Source organism: Streptomyces canus (assembly GCF_030815415.1).
Classification (GTDB): Bacteria; Actinomycetota; Actinomycetes; order Streptomycetales; family Streptomycetaceae; genus Streptomyces; species Streptomyces canus_F.
Genome location: NZ_JAUSWW010000001.1, coordinates 5,488,719 through 5,506,209, shown reverse-complemented (window position 1 = coordinate 5,506,209; position 17,491 = coordinate 5,488,719). Strand labels below are relative to the sequence as shown.

Annotated in this window: 24 protein-coding genes; 7 read left to right on the top strand and 17 right to left on the bottom strand. The window is 68.5% G+C overall.

What is annotated here, in order from left to right:
* The first annotated feature begins 107 nt into the window (after positions 1-107).
* On the top strand, positions 108-296 hold the full coding sequence (locus tag QF037_RS25575) for a hypothetical protein (protein WP_046258741.1): 189 nt from the start codon (positions 108-110) through the stop codon (positions 294-296).
* A gap of 39 nt (positions 297-335) precedes the next feature.
* On the opposite strand, the gene QF037_RS25570 is transcribed toward QF037_RS25575, so the two are convergent.
* Positions 336-1,244, bottom strand: a complete 909-nt coding sequence (locus QF037_RS25570; protein ID WP_307028975.1) for a winged helix-turn-helix domain-containing protein — start codon at positions 1,242-1,244, stop codon at positions 336-338.
* A gap of 184 nt (positions 1,245-1,428) precedes the next feature.
* Here QF037_RS25570 and QF037_RS25565 point away from each other — a divergent pair, with 184 nt between their 5' ends.
* Positions 1,429-1,611, top strand: coding sequence for a hypothetical protein (locus QF037_RS25565; RefSeq protein WP_307028972.1), 183 nt, complete (start codon positions 1,429-1,431; stop codon positions 1,609-1,611).
* 223 nt (positions 1,612-1,834) lie between these two features.
* Here the strand turns inward: QF037_RS25565 and QF037_RS25560 are convergent, their stop codons facing one another.
* From QF037_RS25560 to QF037_RS25550, 3 genes are all read right to left on the bottom strand, one after another.
* A complete protein-coding gene (locus tag QF037_RS25560) occupies positions 1,835-3,094 on the bottom strand; it encodes a GNAT family N-acetyltransferase (RefSeq protein ID WP_307028970.1) in 1,260 nt (419 codons plus the stop codon).
* A gap of 68 nt (positions 3,095-3,162) precedes the next feature.
* Entirely contained in the window at positions 3,163-3,537 is a 375-nt protein-coding gene (locus QF037_RS25555; protein WP_307028968.1) for a hypothetical protein, read from the bottom strand.
* Positions 3,538-3,588: 51 nt separating this feature from the next.
* Positions 3,589-4,161, bottom strand: coding sequence for an RsiG family protein (locus QF037_RS25550; RefSeq protein ID WP_307028967.1), 573 nt, complete (start codon positions 4,159-4,161; stop codon positions 3,589-3,591).
* A gap of 160 nt (positions 4,162-4,321) precedes the next feature.
* Here QF037_RS25550 and dtd point away from each other — a divergent pair, with 160 nt between their 5' ends.
* Positions 4,322-4,747: a D-aminoacyl-tRNA deacylase gene (gene dtd / locus QF037_RS25545; RefSeq protein ID WP_266825332.1), complete on the top strand. Its 426-nt coding sequence runs from the start codon at positions 4,322-4,324 to the stop codon at positions 4,745-4,747.
* Positions 4,748-4,777: 30 nt separating this feature from the next.
* On the opposite strand, the gene ygfZ is transcribed toward dtd, so the two are convergent.
* From ygfZ to QF037_RS25515, 6 genes are all read right to left on the bottom strand, one after another.
* Entirely contained in the window at positions 4,778-5,743 is a 966-nt protein-coding gene (gene ygfZ / locus QF037_RS25540; protein WP_307028964.1) for a CAF17-like 4Fe-4S cluster assembly/insertion protein YgfZ, read from the bottom strand.
* Between the two features lie 10 nt (positions 5,744-5,753).
* Positions 5,754-6,191, bottom strand: a complete 438-nt coding sequence (locus QF037_RS25535) for a Fur family transcriptional regulator (protein ID WP_046258734.1) — start codon at positions 6,189-6,191, stop codon at positions 5,754-5,756.
* Between the two features lie 99 nt (positions 6,192-6,290).
* On the bottom strand, positions 6,291-6,620 hold the full coding sequence (locus tag QF037_RS25530) for a zinc ribbon domain-containing protein (RefSeq protein WP_373463969.1): 330 nt from the start codon (positions 6,618-6,620) through the stop codon (positions 6,291-6,293).
* 227 nt (positions 6,621-6,847) lie between these two features.
* Positions 6,848-7,366 (bottom strand): hypothetical protein, encoded by a 519-nt coding sequence (locus QF037_RS25525; RefSeq protein WP_307028963.1) that lies wholly within the window; start codon positions 7,364-7,366, stop codon positions 6,848-6,850.
* 80 nt (positions 7,367-7,446) lie between these two features.
* Positions 7,447-8,022, bottom strand: coding sequence for an FABP family protein (locus tag QF037_RS25520; protein WP_046258733.1), 576 nt, complete (start codon positions 8,020-8,022; stop codon positions 7,447-7,449).
* Between the two features lie 216 nt (positions 8,023-8,238).
* Positions 8,239-8,418: a hypothetical protein gene (locus QF037_RS25515; RefSeq protein ID WP_307028960.1), complete on the bottom strand. Its 180-nt coding sequence runs from the start codon at positions 8,416-8,418 to the stop codon at positions 8,239-8,241.
* 88 nt (positions 8,419-8,506) lie between these two features.
* On the opposite strand from QF037_RS25515, the gene QF037_RS25510 reads away from it, so the two are divergent.
* Both QF037_RS25510 and QF037_RS25505 read left to right on the top strand, forming a co-directional pair.
* The gene (locus tag QF037_RS25510; protein WP_307028958.1) at positions 8,507-9,769 is read left to right on the top strand and encodes an RNA-guided endonuclease InsQ/TnpB family protein; all 1,263 of its coding nucleotides are present in this window, start codon (positions 8,507-8,509) and stop codon (positions 9,767-9,769) included.
* A 219-nt stretch (positions 9,770-9,988) separates the two neighbouring features.
* Positions 9,989-10,351, top strand: a complete 363-nt coding sequence (locus QF037_RS25505; protein WP_307028956.1) for a DsrE family protein — start codon at positions 9,989-9,991, stop codon at positions 10,349-10,351.
* 67 nt (positions 10,352-10,418) lie between these two features.
* Here QF037_RS25505 and QF037_RS25500 read toward each other — a convergent pair whose 3' ends face one another.
* From QF037_RS25500 to QF037_RS25470, 7 genes are all read right to left on the bottom strand, one after another.
* On the bottom strand, positions 10,419-10,679 hold the full coding sequence (locus tag QF037_RS25500; protein WP_307028955.1) for a DUF3099 domain-containing protein: 261 nt from the start codon (positions 10,677-10,679) through the stop codon (positions 10,419-10,421).
* An 80-nt stretch (positions 10,680-10,759) separates the two neighbouring features.
* Positions 10,760-11,047 (bottom strand): DUF1416 domain-containing protein, encoded by a 288-nt coding sequence (locus QF037_RS25495; RefSeq protein ID WP_007382995.1) that lies wholly within the window; start codon positions 11,045-11,047, stop codon positions 10,760-10,762.
* Between the two features lie 62 nt (positions 11,048-11,109).
* Positions 11,110-11,949, bottom strand: coding sequence for a sulfurtransferase (locus tag QF037_RS25490; RefSeq protein ID WP_307028953.1), 840 nt, complete (start codon positions 11,947-11,949; stop codon positions 11,110-11,112).
* Positions 11,950-12,351: 402 nt separating this feature from the next.
* Positions 12,352-13,080 carry an LmeA family phospholipid-binding protein gene (locus QF037_RS25485; protein WP_307028951.1) on the bottom strand — a complete coding sequence of 243 codons (729 nt, stop codon included), beginning with the start codon at positions 13,078-13,080 and terminating at the stop codon, positions 12,352-12,354.
* A gap of 109 nt (positions 13,081-13,189) precedes the next feature.
* Entirely contained in the window at positions 13,190-14,281 is a 1,092-nt protein-coding gene (locus tag QF037_RS25480; RefSeq protein WP_307028948.1) for a hypothetical protein, read from the bottom strand.
* A gap of 2 nt (positions 14,282-14,283) precedes the next feature.
* On the bottom strand, positions 14,284-14,538 hold the full coding sequence (locus QF037_RS25475; protein WP_046258723.1) for a MoaD/ThiS family protein: 255 nt from the start codon (positions 14,536-14,538) through the stop codon (positions 14,284-14,286).
* A gap of 37 nt (positions 14,539-14,575) precedes the next feature.
* Complete coding sequence (locus tag QF037_RS25470) at positions 14,576-15,451, bottom strand: alpha/beta hydrolase (protein ID WP_307028945.1); 876 nt, start codon at positions 15,449-15,451, stop codon at positions 14,576-14,578.
* Positions 15,452-15,569: 118 nt separating this feature from the next.
* Between QF037_RS25470 and QF037_RS25465 the strand changes: the two genes are divergently transcribed.
* Positions 15,570-16,349, top strand: a complete 780-nt coding sequence (locus tag QF037_RS25465; protein WP_307028943.1) for a winged helix-turn-helix transcriptional regulator — start codon at positions 15,570-15,572, stop codon at positions 16,347-16,349.
* Positions 16,350-16,433: 84 nt separating this feature from the next.
* Positions 16,434-17,456 (top strand): LacI family DNA-binding transcriptional regulator, encoded by a 1,023-nt coding sequence (locus QF037_RS25460; protein ID WP_307028941.1) that lies wholly within the window; start codon positions 16,434-16,436, stop codon positions 17,454-17,456.
* The last annotated feature ends 35 nt before the right edge of the window (positions 17,457-17,491 follow it).

Sequence of the window (17,491 nt, the reverse complement as noted above, 5' to 3'; positions counted from 1 at the left end):
TCGAGTTGGCGGAAGTTTTGCCTCCTTGTCACCCAACCCCCGCACATCCAACCCCCCGCACATCCGACCGCCCCGGATGCCCGCCTCACGCCCGAAGGGGGAACACCGTGCCAGCTCTCTACCTCCTCTCCGCCCTCCTCGTCACCGGCATCGAGCAGACCGTCCAGTGGAAGTACGGCGCCACTGGCATCGTCGGCCTGCTGCTGCTCACCATCGGTGTCAGGGCCAAGAGCCCGGCGCTGAGCTCCATCGGCGCCGTCGTGCTCGCCCTGCTGGTCGCGGGGCCCGCCCTATGACGGACAGGCGACGCCCGGATCCGCCACTGTGGGAGACCTTCAGCTCGTGAGCGTCAGCTCCGAACTGATCGTCTCCCACAGTGCGTTGAACCACAGGTGGGACTGCTCGACGAAGGTGGTGTCCCGCAGGCCGGCGCCCTGGTCGAAGGCGAACAGCATCGACTGGGTGCCCTCGGCGTCGTACATCTCCAGGAACTCGTGGTCGATCTGCTCCTCGCGCCGGCTGAGGGTGTAGTACGCGAACAGGGCCTCCGTGTTGTTGAGCAGGTACAGCTTCACCGGCGGGGTGAAGGGGAGCGCGCGGAAGGTGACCTGGACGTCGATGCCGTGCGTGGCGCGCAGGGCCAGCAGGTTGTGGCGGAGCACATGACCCTGGGCGTTGCGGTGGGCCAGCCAGTGGCGCTGCAACCGGCCGTCCACCGAGGCGTCGACCGGGGCCGGGAAGGCGAGGTCGATGTCCCGGCTCGGCAGCAGGACGCGTACGTCGATCTTGGCCGGTTTCAGCTGTCCCGCGTGAATCTGGCGCAGTGGTTCGCCGAGGGCGAGGTTGAAGGAGACCGAGGTCAGGCAGAGCGCGTCGATCTCGACGTGCGGGGTCGCGAAGGCAGCGGCTATCCGTGGGGCGAGGGCCACCATCGTGGGCTGCGGCGGGGCTCCGGGGCCGGTCAGCGTCTTGCCGAGGTCGGGGGCGACGGTCGCGGGGCTGCCCTTGGACACATTGGTGAGCAGCCGCTCGGACTGCAGGATGCGCAGGGCCTGTCGTACCGCCCCGCGCTCCACTCCGAACTCGTCGGCCAGCCTGGCCTGGGTGGGCATGCGCTGACCCGGCCGCAGCTCACCGGACCGGATCCGGGATCGCAGCTCGTCGGCCACGTCACGATGTGATGTGTGTGACCGCTGTGACCTCTCCCGTCCATTGACGGAGGCGTGTTTCGGGTCCACAACCAAACACTACAACTTCCCGCCATCTTTGGGCAGTTCGGGGAAAGGTGGTTATGAGACGCATCCAAGCGGAGATAAGTACAGTGAAGTTGGCAGCCAACTTGCACAACATGGTCAAACTTTCCAAAAGGTTGGTGTCACCAGGCCGCTTCAGACCTCGACAGGTAGTACCGCAACAGGGGGGATCGTCATGCCGCTCGCCATTGCCATCGCCGCCCTCGCCATCGGATTCGAGCAGCTCATCCAGTGGAAGTGGGGGCCGATGGGCATCATCGCCTTCGTCCTTCTCACCGTCGGCATCAAGGCAAAGAACACCATGGTCGGCGGCATCGGTGCGGCGATCCTCGTGATGCTGCTCGCCCAGTCCGGCTGACCGGACCGCCCAAGTCCGCGCAGTCGGCCGATCGGGCTCCCTTCCGGAGGGGAGCCGGGAGCCCGGTCGGTCAGCACAGCCACAACTCCACACCGACAACTGAACACCGCTGCCGCACAGCCACAACTAAAGAGCTACACAGCTACAGCTACAGCTACAGCTACGGATCGGATCAGTCCCGAGCCCCTGCCACCGGCAGGAGGCGGCCGCCAGGAGGGAGACGTCAGAACATGTCCGGGCACCAAGGCCGCCCGGACGTATGCAGCAGGGCGTCGGCCATTCGGCCGGCGCCCGCTCGGTCTTCCTGGACCCGACCGAGCGCGGCGAGCCGTACGGCCGACTCGTCACCGAGCCACAGGGTGGCCAAGTCGGCGACACCCAGGGTGAGTTCGGCGTTCTGCGTGGTCGCCGCACAGGACGCCCGGCCGTCCTCCGCCACCTCCAGCCGATAACGCCCGCCGGCCGGACCGGCCGCGTCGACGACCTCCAGGACCAGCGCCCCCGCCCTGTCGTACGTACGCGCCTCCAGAGCCCGTACGACGTCCAGGATCCGCACCCACAGCCAGTCCGCGCGCGTGGTGACGCGCGCGGCCCGCGGATCAGGCAGGTAGAAGGGCAGCAGGTCGTCGGGTCCGCGCCAGCCGCTGCGCACCTTCGTGACCCAGTCGATCGAGCAGAGATGGCGCCACAGGGCGCGCTCGGCGGCCGCGGTCGTGGCGATCAGCCACTTCACCTTGGCCGTCTCGGCCGGCTGTTTGTCCTCCCACCGGTCGTCGCAGGTGTACGCCGCCATTCCCTCGACCTCGCCGGTGGCCGAGCGGTATACGGAGAAGAAGGGCTCGACCCAGGGGGCACGGTCCAGATGCACCGCCCCGGTCTCGATCTCCCACCATCGCCGGGTGCGACTGACCGCGCCGGGTTGGCTGCGGCGCACACGCTCATACAGTTCCGGGCCGAGCTTGCGTACGTCCTCCCGGTCCACGAGGTCGATACGGCCGCCGTCCTCGGGCCCCGACCAGCGGGCATCCAGCCCGGCGCGCGGCACGTCCACCGTCCACTCGGTCATCCAGGTGGCGGGACCGAAGCCGTAGCGGCCGTAGATCGGGTACTCGGCGGCGATCAGCGTGGCGACGACGTCCCCGCGCTCCTTCGCCGCGCCGAGGTCCTCGGCCATCATGCGCGTCAGGATGCCGCGCCGGCGGTGGGTGGCCGTCACGCTGACGTTCGTGACGGCATCCGCGCGAACGGCCGCGCCACCGACAGCCGTGAGCTGCTGCTCGAACGACCGGAACGTCCCCACACACCGCCCACCATCGAAGGCACCCAGCGTCCGGGACGGTTCGATATAGCTTCTCCGGTCCGCGATCTCGTCCTCGGTGACGCCGGGACTGCGCAGAAAACCGGTGTTCAGGGCACGGATCCAGTCGGGGATCTCGTCCTCGTCGATCGGACGGATGTCGATGTCGGGATGCGGGCGGGTCATGGAGCCACGTTAGGTCGACGACGATGAACTGTCGCCACGATTTTCCCGCTCCCGACCGGCCCCCCGCCCTACCCTGCCGCTCGGAATCGTGCGAGAAGCCCGCGCGCTCCCATGCTGTCGGCGTCGAAGCCGTGAATGCTGTCGAGTTCGTCGGGGACGGACGGTCCCCACAGACGCGCGCCGTGGCACTGAAAGCAGAAGGCCACCTGGAAGAGCAGGCCGGAGGCACTGTGTGCGCGGATGCCCCACCCGGGAAAGAAGCAGCGCATCAGGGGACTGTCCGGCAGAGCGCCGACCGACTTCAGGGTCTCCGTGACCCGTGCCGCCTCCCAGATCGCGACCTCGTCGCCCACGAGGTCCGGCGAGCTCATGTGGCGTATCGGGTCGGTGATGCGCACGACCTCGATCAACTCGGTCTTCTCGTGGCCGGGAGGAAGCAGCATCCACTCATGGTCGTCGAGCGGGACGCCGCACACCAGGGGGGCGTGTCCTCCTCACATCAACAGGTCCTCCACCTGCGCCTCGCCCTCCCGGTAGCGTCGGGCGATCTCCGCGCTGGAGTCGTCCGCCGTGCGTTGCAGGCGCTGGCGGCGGCGGGAGACCTGCTGTTCGTAGCGGACGAGGCGGGCCATCGCGGCGTTGAGTTCGAGGTCGGTGCGGGCCCGGAGGTCGGAGAGTTCGACCTCGGCGAGCATCTCGGCGGCCAGGCGCCGGTACTCCTCGCTGTGGGGCGTGCCCAGCGTCACGTGGCGGGCCGAGGAGCGGTGGCGGGCCGGGGCGTCCGCGAGGATCTCGGAGAGGCGTTCCACCACCGAGCCCTGCCCCGCCGGCGAGCGGCGTGCCAACTCTGCTCGCAGGATGTCGATACGGCCCTGCAGCAGCCGCCGTACATAGCTGAGGTCCGCCTCGTCGCGCTGGGCGTCCCGGCGCAGGGTGCGCAGCTCGGGCAGGCTCAGCGGGGCCAGGTCGTGCTCGGACGGGTCCGCGGACAGCCACGGCTCCTCCGTACGCTGCGCGGGCGGCCGGACAACAGCCCCGGGCGGCTGTCCGATGCTCGGTGTGCTCATGTGCCTCAACCGTCCCCTCGACCGCGCGTGTGTGAGCATCGTGCCACCCCAAGTGGCCGCTATGTGACCGAGTGCCCCCGATCGGACCCAGATGGGGGGTTATCGATGAGAAAGAAGCCCGAGGATAGGTCACTGCGGCCCGGACGGCATGATGGGTCCCATGCGTGCAGTGGTTCAGAGAGTCGACGGCGCGAGCGTCGTCGTCGAGGGTGAGACCGTCGGGGAGATCGTCGGCGAAGGGCTCTGTGTCCTCGTGGGGGTCACCCACGAGGACACCAAGGAGAAGGCCGCCCAACTCGCCCGCAAACTCTGGTCGATCCGCATGCTGCACGACGAGAAGTCCTGCAGCGACATCGACGCCCCGCTCCTCGTGATCAGCCAGTTCACCCTGTACGGGGACGCGAGGAAAGGCCGCCGCCCCACCTGGAACGCCGCCGCCCCAGGCGACGTCGCCGAGCCGCTCGTCGACGAGGTCGTGGCCCAGCTCCGCGCCCTGGGCGCGACGGTGGCGACGGGACGGTTCGGCGCGCAGATGCGGGTGTCGCTGACGAACGACGGCCCCTTCACCGTGCTCGTGGAGATCTAGGTGCTCGTGGAGATCTAGGCCCGCAGCCTCTCAGGGCTCGACCACGACCTCCTGCGCCGCTGCCGTCGTGTCCGCCACCAGGCGTGCGTCCAGCGGTACGTTCCGCTTCACCAGGGCGAGGGCGACCGGGCCGAGTTCGTGGTGGCGTACGGACGTCGTGATGAAGCCGATCTTGCGGCCGTCGGGGCCGTCGTCCGCGAGGTGGATCTGGGTGCCGGCCGGCGGCAGGTGGACCTCGCTGCCGTCGAGGTGGAGGAAGACGAGGCGGCGCGGGGGCTTGCCCAGGTTCTGGACGCGGGCGACCGTCTCCTGGCCTCGGTAGCAGCCCTTCTGCAGATGCACCGCCGTGCCGATCCAGCCCAGCTCGTGCGGGATGGTGCGGTGGTCGGTCTCGAAGCCGAGGCGGGGACGGTGCTGCTCGACACGCAGCGCCTCGTAGGCGAGAAGGCCGGCTGCCGGGCCCGCCTGCTCGGCGTACGACTCCAGGTCCGCGCGCGGGAGGAACAGATCACGGCCGTACGCCGTCTCGCGGACGACGACACCCTCCGGCACCGGGGCGATCGAACCGGCCGGCAGATGGACGACCGCGATGTCGGCCGTGCGGTCGGCGGTCTCGACCCGGTAGAAGAACTTCATCGACTCCAGGTAGGCGAGCAGCGCCTCCTGGGTGTCGGGTTCCACATGGATCCAGACCGTCGCACCGTCGTCCACCAGGTACAGCGCGTGCTCGATGTGGCCGTTGGCGGACAGGATCAGCGCCTCGGTGGCCTCGCCAACGGGCAGCTCGGAGACGTGTTGCGTGAGCAGCAGATGCAGCCAGCTCAGCCGGTCCTCGCCGGTGACGGTGAGGACACCGCGGTGGGAGAGGTCGACGAATCCGGTGCCCTCGGCGAGGGCGCGCTGTTCGCGGAACAGGTCGCCGTAGTGGGCGGCGACACCTTCGTCCACGCCCTCGGCGGGAACGGCGCCGGGCAGGGACAGCAGAGGGCTCTTCATACGCCTAAGCCTACGACTCGGTAGTTGAAGCCTTCAGAGAACAGTCCTTGCACCGGCCGAAGATCGCGAAGTGCTTCATGTCCGTCTCGAACCCGAAGGTCGAGCGCAGCTTCGCGGTGAACTCCGCCGCCACCGCGATATCCGCCTCGATGACGTTCTGGCAGTCGCGGCAGACCAGGTGGATGTGGTGGTGACGGTCCGCGAGATGGTACGTCGGCGCTCCGTGCCCCAAATGGGCATGGCTGACCAGACCCAGCTCCTCCAGGAGCTCCAGGGTCCGGTAGACCGTGGAAATGTTGACCCCCGACGCCGTCTTCTTCACTTCCGTGAGGATGTCGTCGGGGGTCGCGTGTTCGAGGGTGTCCACGGCTTCGAGCACAAGCTGCCGTTGCGGGGTCAGCCGGTAACCGCGCTGCCGCAGATCACTCTTCCAGTCGGTGCTCACCACACCGACGAGTCTAGGCCTACGTCAGCCACCCTGGACTGCCGTCCCGGGTTTGCAGCTCAGGGCATCGATGGCTTCGATGAGACCGGCCGCGTCCAGTCCTCACGACACGAGTGTGAGAGCAGGGGCCACTGACCTGGCCCCGCAGACCCACACCCACCACCCACGAGAGGCGATGTTGTGGGACGCATTGAGATCGGCGTGCTCAACGAAGCCGCAGGGCCTGCAAGCAAACACGGCCTGTGACGACCGGTTGCGCTTGTCGATGTGGTGACACTGGGAGCATTCCCGGCTCGAGTAGGCCGGATTCACGGACACCACCGGAACTCCGGCACGCTTGGCCTTGTATGCGATGAACTCGCCGAGTTGGTGGAACGCCCATGAGTGCAACGTGACGCGTTGGGGCTTCTTGAGCCGTGCCCGCTCGCGAATACCACCCAGGTCTTCCAGGGCGATTCCGCGACCGGTGCGTTGAGCCTCCGGCGAGCCCGGCGGGCTTCCCTGCCCGCGCCTTTACCGGGCATCCGGGCAGTTGAAGCTGCTGGCCCGCTATCGACGAGGCGAGTCGGATCTGCTGAACCGGAACGGGCAGTGGTATCTGATCGCGACCTGCGAGGTACCCGAGGCCGAGGAGAACACCAGGTCGGGCACAGCGGGCGTCACCTGAACCGCTGCCGCGAACAGGATCGGAAGCTGCGTGCAAAGCTGCAGCGGAGGGGTACGAAGTCGGCCAAGCGGCGGGCGAAGAGACACCCGATGTTCTTCAGCCGACCGCTGGTGGTCCAGATCGATACCGTGGTGGCGCCCATCTGCCAGGACAGGCAGCGGTCATCGAACGGCTGTGCCGCCCCCGCACGAAACATGATCGGCTTGGAGGTGGCCCTCGTATACCGCTCCGAGCCCGGCCTACCCACATTCCCCGCCCGCGCACTCGCCTTCAGGGCGGCGTAGGCGTCTGCAACCTTCCGCAGCACATGCAGTGCAGGCTGCGCCGACAGCCCCCGCGCCCGCAGGTCAGCGTATGCAAGTGCCTGCAACCCTGCGCGAGAGGTCACCTGACGGGCGAACGCCTCAGCCGAGAGCCAATTCCCTGCCTCGTTGCAGGAACGCAGGGTCACCTCAAGTGCCGCCGCCTGCTCGGGCGTTGGCAGGAGCTTGACCCGCACCACCAGCTTCACGATCACGAAGCTGGACGGCGCCTCCTGCCATGTCCCGCCGAACCACACGGTTCATCCGAACAGGTGACCACCATAGGGAACTACTTGAAGAAGGCGATGCCGTCGTCCGGCATGTCGTCGGGGAGAGCCTTGGCCCAGCGCTCGACGTCCTCCGGGGTGACGACCTTCTTCAGGTGCGCGGACATGTAGGGGCGCAGCTCGACCTCGGGGGTCTGCTTCTCGCCGACCCACATGAGGTCGCTCTTGACGTAGCCGTACAGACGCTTGCCGCCGGTGTACGGGCCCGAGGCCGCCGTACGCGCCACGGCGTCCGTGACCAGGTCGATCTGCGGCTTCTGCTTGGCGAGCTCGCCGTACCAGATCTCCACCACGCCGTCGTCACGGACCATCGTGATCTCGACCTTGCGGTCGGCGTCGACGCGCCAGAAGCCGTGCTCGGACTCCAGCGGACGGACCTTGTTCCCGTCGTTGTCCAGGACCCAGGTGTGGGACTGGTACTCCAGGAAGTCCCGGCCGTCGTGCGAGAAGGTGACCTCCTGCCCGAAGTTGCACTTCTCGGAGCCGGGGAAGTCGTGCACGCCCGCGCCGGCCCAGTTGCCGAGCAGGAAGGCGAGCGGGACGAGCTCCTTGTGGAGGTCGGACGGGATCTCGATCATGAGAGGCGGTTCCTAGGTATGGGTCAGCGCTGGCCCTGGTACAGCTTCTTCGCTGTCAGCCCGGCGAAGGCGAGGACGCCGACGCAGACCAGGGCGAGCAGGATTTCGAAGACAACCTCAAGCACGTGGTGCTCCTACGGTGAGCGAGGGTGGGCGGTACACAGGCCGGGCCCCAGCTTAGTCGGCCGGGGCCCGGCCTTCTCCGCGAGGTAGGCCTCAGCCGAGCAGCTGGCTCTGCAGCGTCACCGTCTGCTGGAAGGGCACGGCCTCGGCGCCGCCCTTCTTGGACTGGACGACCGGCGCGAGGCGCTCACCGGAGACCAGGTAGGCCTGATGGACGTGCTCGGCGCCGAACCGCTTGGTCTCGGTGTACGGGTATCGCCGTAACCCCTCCACCCCGGCCTTCGTCGGGAACTTCTCGTCAATGTGGACCTGGGCGGTGCCACTCAGGGCGAACGTGGGCCGCGACAGAGGTGCCGACGCAGTGGGCTCGCTGGGCGACTTATCAGGTCCGGGTTTCACTCATCGGGGTGACGGATGGCGAACGAGCAACGGAGGGTCGCACACCTGTGTACGTTCGGTGATCGTGAAGTTGGTCTTGCAGGTCAAGCTCGTGCCGGATGCCATCCAGGCACCGAAGCTCAAGCGCACCCTGCCCACGGTCAATGAGGCAGCCAACCGGGTGTCAACCACGGGCTTCCAGCGCTTCGGACTCAAGGCATCTGTCCGTGAACTGCGCAAGCTGTGCTACGGCGACCTCAAAGCCTGGGGCTTCGGAGCCCAGGCCGCGCAGCACATCATCAAGCGCGTCGCGGACGCCTACACGACCCTGCGGGCGAACCTCCGGGCCGGAAACTTCGGCCCGGAGGGATCAAAGCGCCGCGGCAGGGCCGAGTCCAAGCCAGTCGTCTTTCGTCCGTATGCGGCGCACACGTACGACGACCGGTGCCTGTCGTGGAACTACGACGCTCAGACCGTGAGCATCTGGACCCTAGACGGCAGGGTCAAGAACATCAGGTTCACCTGCTCCCCGGAAGCGCTCAAAGCTCTGCCCGAACACCGGCAGGGTGAGTCCGACTTGGTTTTCCGAGACGGCAAGTGGTTCCTGATCGCCACCATCGACATCCCCGAGCCGGAGGCGTTCAACCCGAAGGACTTCGTCGGCGTGGACCGAGGCATCGTCAACCTCGCCACCACCTCGGACGGAGACAACCACCAAGGTCGCAGGCTCGGCCGCTACCGGCGCTGGCAGGCCCGCAAGCGGGCCGAGATCCAGGCCAAGCAGACGCGGTCCGCCAAACAGCTCCTCAAGAAGCGGGCGAAGAAGGAATCCCGCCACGCCACCCACGTCAACCACAAGGTGGCCAAGACTGTCGTTGCTGTCGCCCAACGCACCGAGCGCGGCATCGCCCTGGAAGAGCTTCAGGGCATCCGCGAACGGGTTACGGTTTCCCGCGACCAGCGAGCACGACTGTCCTCCTGGCCCTTCCACCAACTCGGCGCGTTCATCGCTTACAAGGCCAAGCGTGCCGGGGTGCCGTACATCGAGGTGGATCCGGCCTACACCTCGCAGCGCTGCCCGCGCTGCGGACATACCGAGCGTGCCAACCGGCCCACTCGGGACACCTTCCGTTGTCGTCGGTGCGGCCTCGCTGGGCCCGCCGACCACGTCGCCGGGGTCAACGTGCGCGACCGCGCACGCTCAGCGTGGGTATTCGTCAACATGCCCGATCCAGCCCCGGCATAGCCGGGTCCGGTAGATGTGACCCGTGACCGCCCTGCCGTAGGGGCAATCGGGAGCATAAACGGAGCCCTAGATGGACCGAGGCAGCAGGCTCGGTCTTCAGGGCCGAGTAGTTGACGTACTTCCAAGACGTCCCACATCGCGAAACGCGCGTTCCGTAGGCACGGGCAGGGGCCCATGCACCAAGGACTGAATTGCAGGCGAGACGATTACGATGCAGCCATGGCGAAGAAGCTCGTGATCAAGGTGACGGCGGGGGCCGATGCCCCCGAGCGCTGCTCGCAGGCGTTCACGGTGGCGGCGGTGGCCGTGGCCAGCGGGGTGGAGGTCTCCGTGTGGCTGACCGGGGAGTCCGCGTGGTTCGCGCTGCCGGGCCGCGCCGCCGAGTTCGAACTGCCGCATGCGGCCCCGCTCCCCGACCTGATCGACTCGATCCTGGCCGGCGGCACGCTGACGTTGTGCACCCAGTGCGCGGCCCGTCGGGACATCACGGAGAAGGACGTCGTCGAGGGCGTACGGATCGCGGGGGCGCAGGTGTTCGTGCAGGAGGCGCTCGGCGACGGGACGCAGGCGCTGGTCTACTGAGCCGTCCGCAGAAACCCAGCCCGTCCGGCGTGAGGACGAGGCTCCTTCAGGGGGCGAAAAACGCCTCCTACCGCGGCCGCTTCTTCCCGTCCAGCTCGTCCCACCAGTCGTCCGACTTCGGGTCACCGGACGGGTCGTCCCACCAGCGGTCGTCAGGACCGCGCCGGTTGGCGGCCATCGCGGCGACCGGGGGGATCAGCATGGCGACCACGCACATGCCGACGGCCACCGGAACCGACCAGAGGCGCACGACGGACCAGGCCAGGACGAAGAGCCCGATGCACGTGCCCATCATGGCGAAGTAGACATGACGTCGTCGTGCCAGCATGAGTCCAGCGTAGGCCCGTCCACGGACATGCCGAAGGGCCGCACCCGGCAGGGTGCGGCCCTTCGGTCGGTCTCGGCGGTTCAGACCGCGATCGCGACCTCCGCGAGGCCGCCCTGCTGGGCGACGACCGTGCGGTCGGCGGTGCCGCCGGGGACCAGGGCGCGGACGGTCCAGGTGCCCTCGGCCGCGTAGAAACGGAACTGGCCCGTCGCCGAGGTGGGGACCTCGGCGGTGAACTCGCCGGTCGAGTCCAGGAGGCGGACGTAGCCCACCACCGGCTCGCCGTCGCGGGTCACCTGGCCCTGGATCGTGGTCTCACCGGGCTTGATCGTCGAGGCGTCCGGGCCGCCGGCCTTCGCTCCACACATGTCTTTCTCCAAGAGGGGTCTGACCGGAAGGAAGGCCGGTCGGGATTGAGCGGGGTCTGTGCTTACTTGTTGGCGCCGAGCTCGATCGGAACGCCGACCAGGCTGCCGTACTCGGTCCAGGAGCCGTCGTAGTTCTTGACGTTCTCCACGCCCAGCAGCTCGTGCAGCACGAACCAGGTGAGAGCCGAGCGCTCACCGATGCGGCAGTAGGCGATGGTGTCCTTCGCCAGGTCCACCTGCTCCTCGGCGTAGAGCTCCTTGAGCTCGTCGTCCGACTTGAAGGTGCCGTCGTCGTTGGCGTTCTTCGACCACGGGATGTTGCGGGCGGACGGGACGTGGCCCGAACGCTGCGACTGCTCCTGCGGAAGGTGCGCCGGCGCGAGCAGCTTGCCGCTGAACTCGTCGGGCGAACGGACGTCGACGAGGTTCTGCGAACCGATCGCCGCCACCACGTCGTCGCGGAAGGCGCGGATCGCGGTGTTCTGGGGCTTGGCCTTGTAGTCGGTGGCGGCCCGCTCCGGGACCTCCTCGACCAGCTCGCGGGCGTCCAGCTCCCACTTCTTGCGGCCGCCGTCGAGGAGCTTGACGTTCTCGTGGCCGTAGAGCTTGAAGTACCAGTAGGCGTAGGACGCGAACCAGTTGTTGTTGCCGCCGTAGAGGATCACCAGCGTGTCGTTGGCGATGCCCTTCGCCGAGAGGAGCTTCTCGAAGCCCTCCTGGTCGATGAAGTCACGGCGGACCGGGTCCTGCAGGTCCTTCGTCCAGTCGATCCGGATCGCGTTCTTGATGTGGTTCTTCTCGTAGGCGGACGTGTCTTCGTCCACCTCCACGATCGCGATGTCGGCGTTGTCGAGGTTGGCCTCGACCCAGTCGGCGTCGACCAGGACGTCGCTGCGGCTCATGCTCTTTCTCCTCCGGGGCAGTTACGGCGGGGCGTGCGAGTGCGAGGGTGCGTGGCCCGGTGCGGGCGCGGCGCACGGATGCCCTGGAATCAGGGCGAGGGGATGCGGAAGGACGGAGCTTCCGCTCAGAAGGTGCGACAGAGCATGGCGGCAACGCGGCACAGGTCCACTGCCCGCCGCTTCGTGAGATCCGCCTGTCGCTTCATGCGTCGATCGTAGGGACGGACAGCCTGGCGTGTCACCGGCGTGTCGTATTTTGAGACGCGATCGTCCGGGATGTGGGATGCGAGCAGCGCCCGGACCGTGTTCGCACGGGTTTCGGGCGCCGGTGGCCGTCGCCACATCTGCGGTGCGGACGGCCCGTCTCGCTCCTCGGACAGTTCCTGTCCGCCGAACGCGGTCCTACCCGGCCAGCTCGACGTTCGAACCCTTTACCGTCACCTCTACGCCGTTCTGCGCGGCCTCGACCTTGTCGAGCTGCACACCGCCGGGCAGATCGTCGATCTTCTGCTCGAAGTCGGTGATCGAGCGGACCTTGCCCTCCGCGACCTCGACGACCATGTTCGGCAGGTTGTCCGCGTGCACCTTCACGGTGTCGCCGTCGACGGTGACCGTGCTGAGCACCGGATACGTCGTCGACTTGCCCAGGGCCGTGACCTTGACGTTCACCTTGATCTTGCCGTTGCCGCCGTCGGAGAGGCCGACGACCTCGGCCGTCACCCCGGTGAAGATCTCCGTCGGTTCGGACGCGGCGGCCTCGAGCAGCTCGTCGTAGGAGATGCTCGCGGTGCCGTTCGCGGTGGCGGCGGTCGCGGAGCTGTAGTCGCCGGAGAAGGCGACGCCCTTGAAGTTCGCCTTGATGTCGTCGATGCGGATCTTGTCGCCCGTGGTGCCGGCGGCGGCCTCGTAGTCCTTGATGCCGACCTCGGTGTCGTCGAGCTCGCCGGAGACGACCTGGGTGAGGAACGGGAAGCCCTTGATCGACACATCGGGCGTGGAGGAGAGGTTCTCGGTGGTCCTGAGCTTGTCCGCCACCTCGCCCTCCGCGAAGTGGACCGCGACACGGTCGGCGATCACGAAGAGGCCGCCCAGAATGACGACGACGATCAGAAGTATTCGCAGTGCGCGCATTCTTTGGTGTTCCCCCACCTAGGCGGTCTACGTCCGGGGGCCACCGTAACTGCGGCGGGGACGCCGACCAGGAGTTTGTCGATCACCTGTGACAAGGCGGGCCCGGGCTTTACCCGAGCGCCCGCCCCAGCACGTACACCGTCGGTGCCGCGGCGGCCAGCGGCAGGGCCACGCCCGCCGTGAAGTGCACGAAGCGGGACGGGTAGTCATAGCTCGCGACCCGGTGGCCGATCAGCGCGCACATCCCCGCGCCCGCACCCAGCAGCGCGCCCTCGGAGCCCAGGTCCGTCATCCCGCCGACCGCGATGCCCGCGCCCGCCGCGGCGAGCAGCGAGACCACCACGGAGGCCGGCGTCGGCAGCGGCAGCGCACGGGCCAGGACGGCGACCGCGACCGAGGCCGCGCCGACCGTCACCGCGTCCGCGGCGGCCGCGAGATAGCCGGACGCGATGATCGCCAGGGCCGCCGAGGCGACGGTGGCCATCAGGCCGTACATCCGGGTGTCGGCGTCGGCGTGCGAGCGCAGCTGGAGCACCAGGGAGAGCAGCACCCACACGCCCAGCGTCCCGAGGATCGCGGACGGCGCGTGGTCGGACGCCAGCAGCGCCACGTCCGCGACCAGCGCGCCCAGGAACGCCAGCGCGATGCCCTGCCGGGCGGGCCACATGCCGTTCAGCCGGAACCAGCCGGCCGCCGTCACGGCCTGGAGGGCGACGAGCGGGACGAGCAGTGCGTACGACCCGACGGCCGCCGTGCCGGCGAGGAGCAGACCGAGCAGCGCGGTGAGCGCGGCGGGCTGCATGCCGGGCTCGATGACCGGGGAGCGGCCCTCGAGCCGGGCGCGCTGGGCGTCGGTGATGCGGGCGTTGCCGCCGATGCTGGCGGGGCCGTAGCCGGAGGTGACGGGGGCCTGCGGAGGGGTCGCCACGGGGGCCGGCGGCTCGGCGTACGCCTGCTGCGGCGCGTACGAGGTGTCCGCGGCCGGCGCGACCGGTGCCTGGGCCTGGGTCTCCCAGGTCTGGCCCTGCCACTGCTGGGTGTACTGCTGGGCGGCCTGCGGATCCTCGTAGCCCTGCTGCTGCCCGGGCCAGGACTGCTGCTGATGCTGGGGCTGGGGCTGGGACTGGTGCTGAGGCTGCTGCCAGTACGGGTCGTACCCCTGCTGGTACTGCTGCTGCCCCTCATACGGCTGGTCGGTCATCGTCACCCTCCTGCGAACGGCGGGAGCACCTCGACCGTGCCGCCGTCGGCCAGCCGTACCGTCTCATGTCCGCGGGTGCCCACGGGGTCACCGTCGATGAGGAACGAGCATCGCTGCAGGACGCGCGTGAGTTCGCCGGGGTGTCGCCCGCGCACCGCGTCGAGCGCCTCGGCGAGCGTGTCCGCGTCGTACGCCTCCTCGGCGACGCCGGCCGCGGACTTGGCGGCGGCCCAGTAGCGGACCGTGACCTTGGGCATCCGGTTCCTCAATCAATCGGCTGTGTACACGGTCAGGCTAGCCGCCCTGTGCGACGGCCCAGTCCCCGATGCGCCCCAGCAGCTCGTCCGGCGCCGCGTTCTCGGCATGGCCCATGCCGGGCTCCAGCCACAGTTCGCCGTGGTCACCGGCGGCCGCGGCGAGCATGCGGGGGTGATCGAGGGGGAAATAGCCGTCGCGGTCGCCGTGGACGACGAGGAGAGGAGTGGGGGCGATCCTCGGGACGGCCTCCACGGGGGACAGCGGGACCGGGTCCCACTCCCGGTGGTGGATCCTCGTCCGCAGGCCGTAGCGGCCGACCAGACGGCCCTCGGGGCGGGTTATCAGCCAGTGGACCCTGCGCATAGGGGCCGTGCCGCGGTAGTACCAGCGAGCCGGAGCACTCACCGAGACCACCGCGTCCGAATGCGCTTCCGTGCGCCCCTCGCGCCCCGAGTCACCGCCCGGCCGGTACAGGGCCGCGTGCCGCAGCACCACAGAACCGCCCATGGAGAAGCCGACGGTCACCACGCGCGTGTGCCCGAGCGACCTGGCCCACTCCACCGCGGCCGCCAGATCCAGCACCTCGCGGTCCCCCACCGTCGAGCGCCCACCGGAGGCCCCGTGGCCGCGGAAGGAGAACGTGACCACGGCCCCGTACTGCGTGAAAGTCTCGGCCACCCGGCGAACATGAGGACGATCCACATCGCCGGTGAAACCGTGCGCGACGACGAACACGAGACCACGCGCGGATGAAGCGGAGGTGTCGTATACAACGGCCGACGGATCGTATACGGAATCGATCGTCACACCGTCGGTGGTGTGCAGAAACGTCCGTATAGGTGTGCCTCTGTTCGTCTCAGAGTGCGGAATCGGGGTGGATCGCACCACACGACCTGCCGGATCAATGCGCATGTGGGCTATTCTCCTCAACAGAGGACTCGGGCAATGCAGCCCCCGAGTCCTTTTGTGCTTTCGGATCACCTGTATACGAAAGCTACGACCTCGCCGGGACCGAGGAGGAACCAGCCGTATGAGTTCTCTGCTGCTCCTGACCAATGCCCTCCAGCCATCGACGGAGGTGCTTCCCGCTCTCGGCCTGCTCCTGCACAACGTGCGAGTGGCCCCGGCAGAAGGCCCTGCCCTCGTCGACACCCCTGGTGCCGACGTGATCCTCATCGACGGCCGCCGCGATCTGCCACAGGTCCGCAGCCTGTGCCAGCTCCTGCGCTCCACGGGGCCGGGCTGTCCGCTCATCCTCGTCGTCACCGAGGGCGGCCTCGCCGCCGTCACCGCCGACTGGGGCATCGACGACGTCCTGCTCGACACCGCCGGACCGGCCGAGGTCGAGGCACGACTGCGCCTGGCCATGGGCCGGCAGCAGATCGTCAACGACGACTCCCCCATGGAGATCCGCAACGGCGACCTCTCGGTCGACGAGGCGACCTACAGCGCCAAACTGAAGGGCCGGGTCCTCGACCTGACCTTCAAGGAGTTCGAACTCCTCAAATACCTCGCCCAGCACCCGGGCCGCGTCTTCACACGCGCCCAGCTGCTTCAGGAGGTATGGGGCTACGACTACTTCGGTGGCACCCGGACCGTGGACGTGCACGTACGACGTCTGCGCGCCAAGCTCGGCCCCGAGCACGAGTCGCTCATCGGAACCGTCCGTAACGTCGGTTATCGATTCGTTACTCCGGAGAAGGGTGGGGCTGTCTCGGACGAGGCAAAGTCCAAGAGCGCCCAGCCAAAGGCGGAGGATGCGGACGAGACGGCCGCCCTGGACGCGGCCGAGGTCAATGCCGACCTCTAGCGGTCGTCGGAAACGCTCGGGCGGGGCACAGGGAAGCTCCTTCACGCCCTGCCCAGAGCGGGTCCATCCGCGTAGACTCCGCGCGTGGCCAAGGTAACCAGGGATGATGTGGCGCGGCTGGCGGGGACGTCCACCGCCGTCGTCAGCTATGTCATCAACAACGGACCCCGGCCGGTTGCCCCGGCCACGCGCGAGCGTGTCCTCGCCGCGATCAAGGAACTGGGTTATCGGCCCGACCGGGTCGCCCAGGCGATGGCATCGCGGCGCACCGACCTCATAGGCCTGATCGTGCCGGACGCGCGCCAGCCCTTCTTCGGGGAGATGGCGCACGCGGTCGAACAGGCCGCGTCCGAGCGCGGAAAAATGGTGCTGGTCGGCAACTCCGACTACATCGCCGAGCGCGAGGTCCACTATCTGCGGGCCTTCCTCGGCATGCGGGTCTCCGGCCTGATCCTGGTCAGCCACGCGCTGAACGACAACGCCGCCGCCGAGATCGACGCCTGGGACGCCCGCCTGGTGCTCCTGCACGAGCGGCCCGAGGCGATCGACGACGTCGCGGTGGTCACGGACGACCTCGGCGGCGCCGAGGTCGCCACCCGCCACCTCCTGGAACACGGCTACGCCTACGTCGCCTGTATGGGCGGCACCGCCGAGACCCCCTCCGTCGGCGACCCGGTCTCCGACCACGTCGAGGGCTGGCGGCGCGCGATGGACGAGGCGGGGATCTCCACCGAGGGGCGGCTCTTCGAGGCGCCGTACAACCGCTACGACGCGTATCAGGTGGCGCTGGGTGTGCTGTCGGGCCCCGAGCGTCCGCCCGCGATCTTCTGCTCCACCGACGACCAGGCGATCGGCGTGCTGCGCGCGGCACGCGAGCTGCGGATCGATGTGCCGGGTGAGCTGGCGGTGATCGGGTTCGACGACATCAAGGAAGCCGCGCTGGCGGATCCGCCGATGACAACGGTCGCTTCGGACCGGTCGGCGATGGCGCGGGCGGCGGTGGACCTGGTGCTCGATGACGGGCTGCGGGTCGCGGGTTCGCGCCGGGAGCGGTTGAAGGTGTTTCCGTCGAGGCTTGTTGTGCGGCGCTCTTGCGGGTGTGCGTAAGTCCGGCTGTCGTTCGTCCGCGGCTTGTCCGTGGC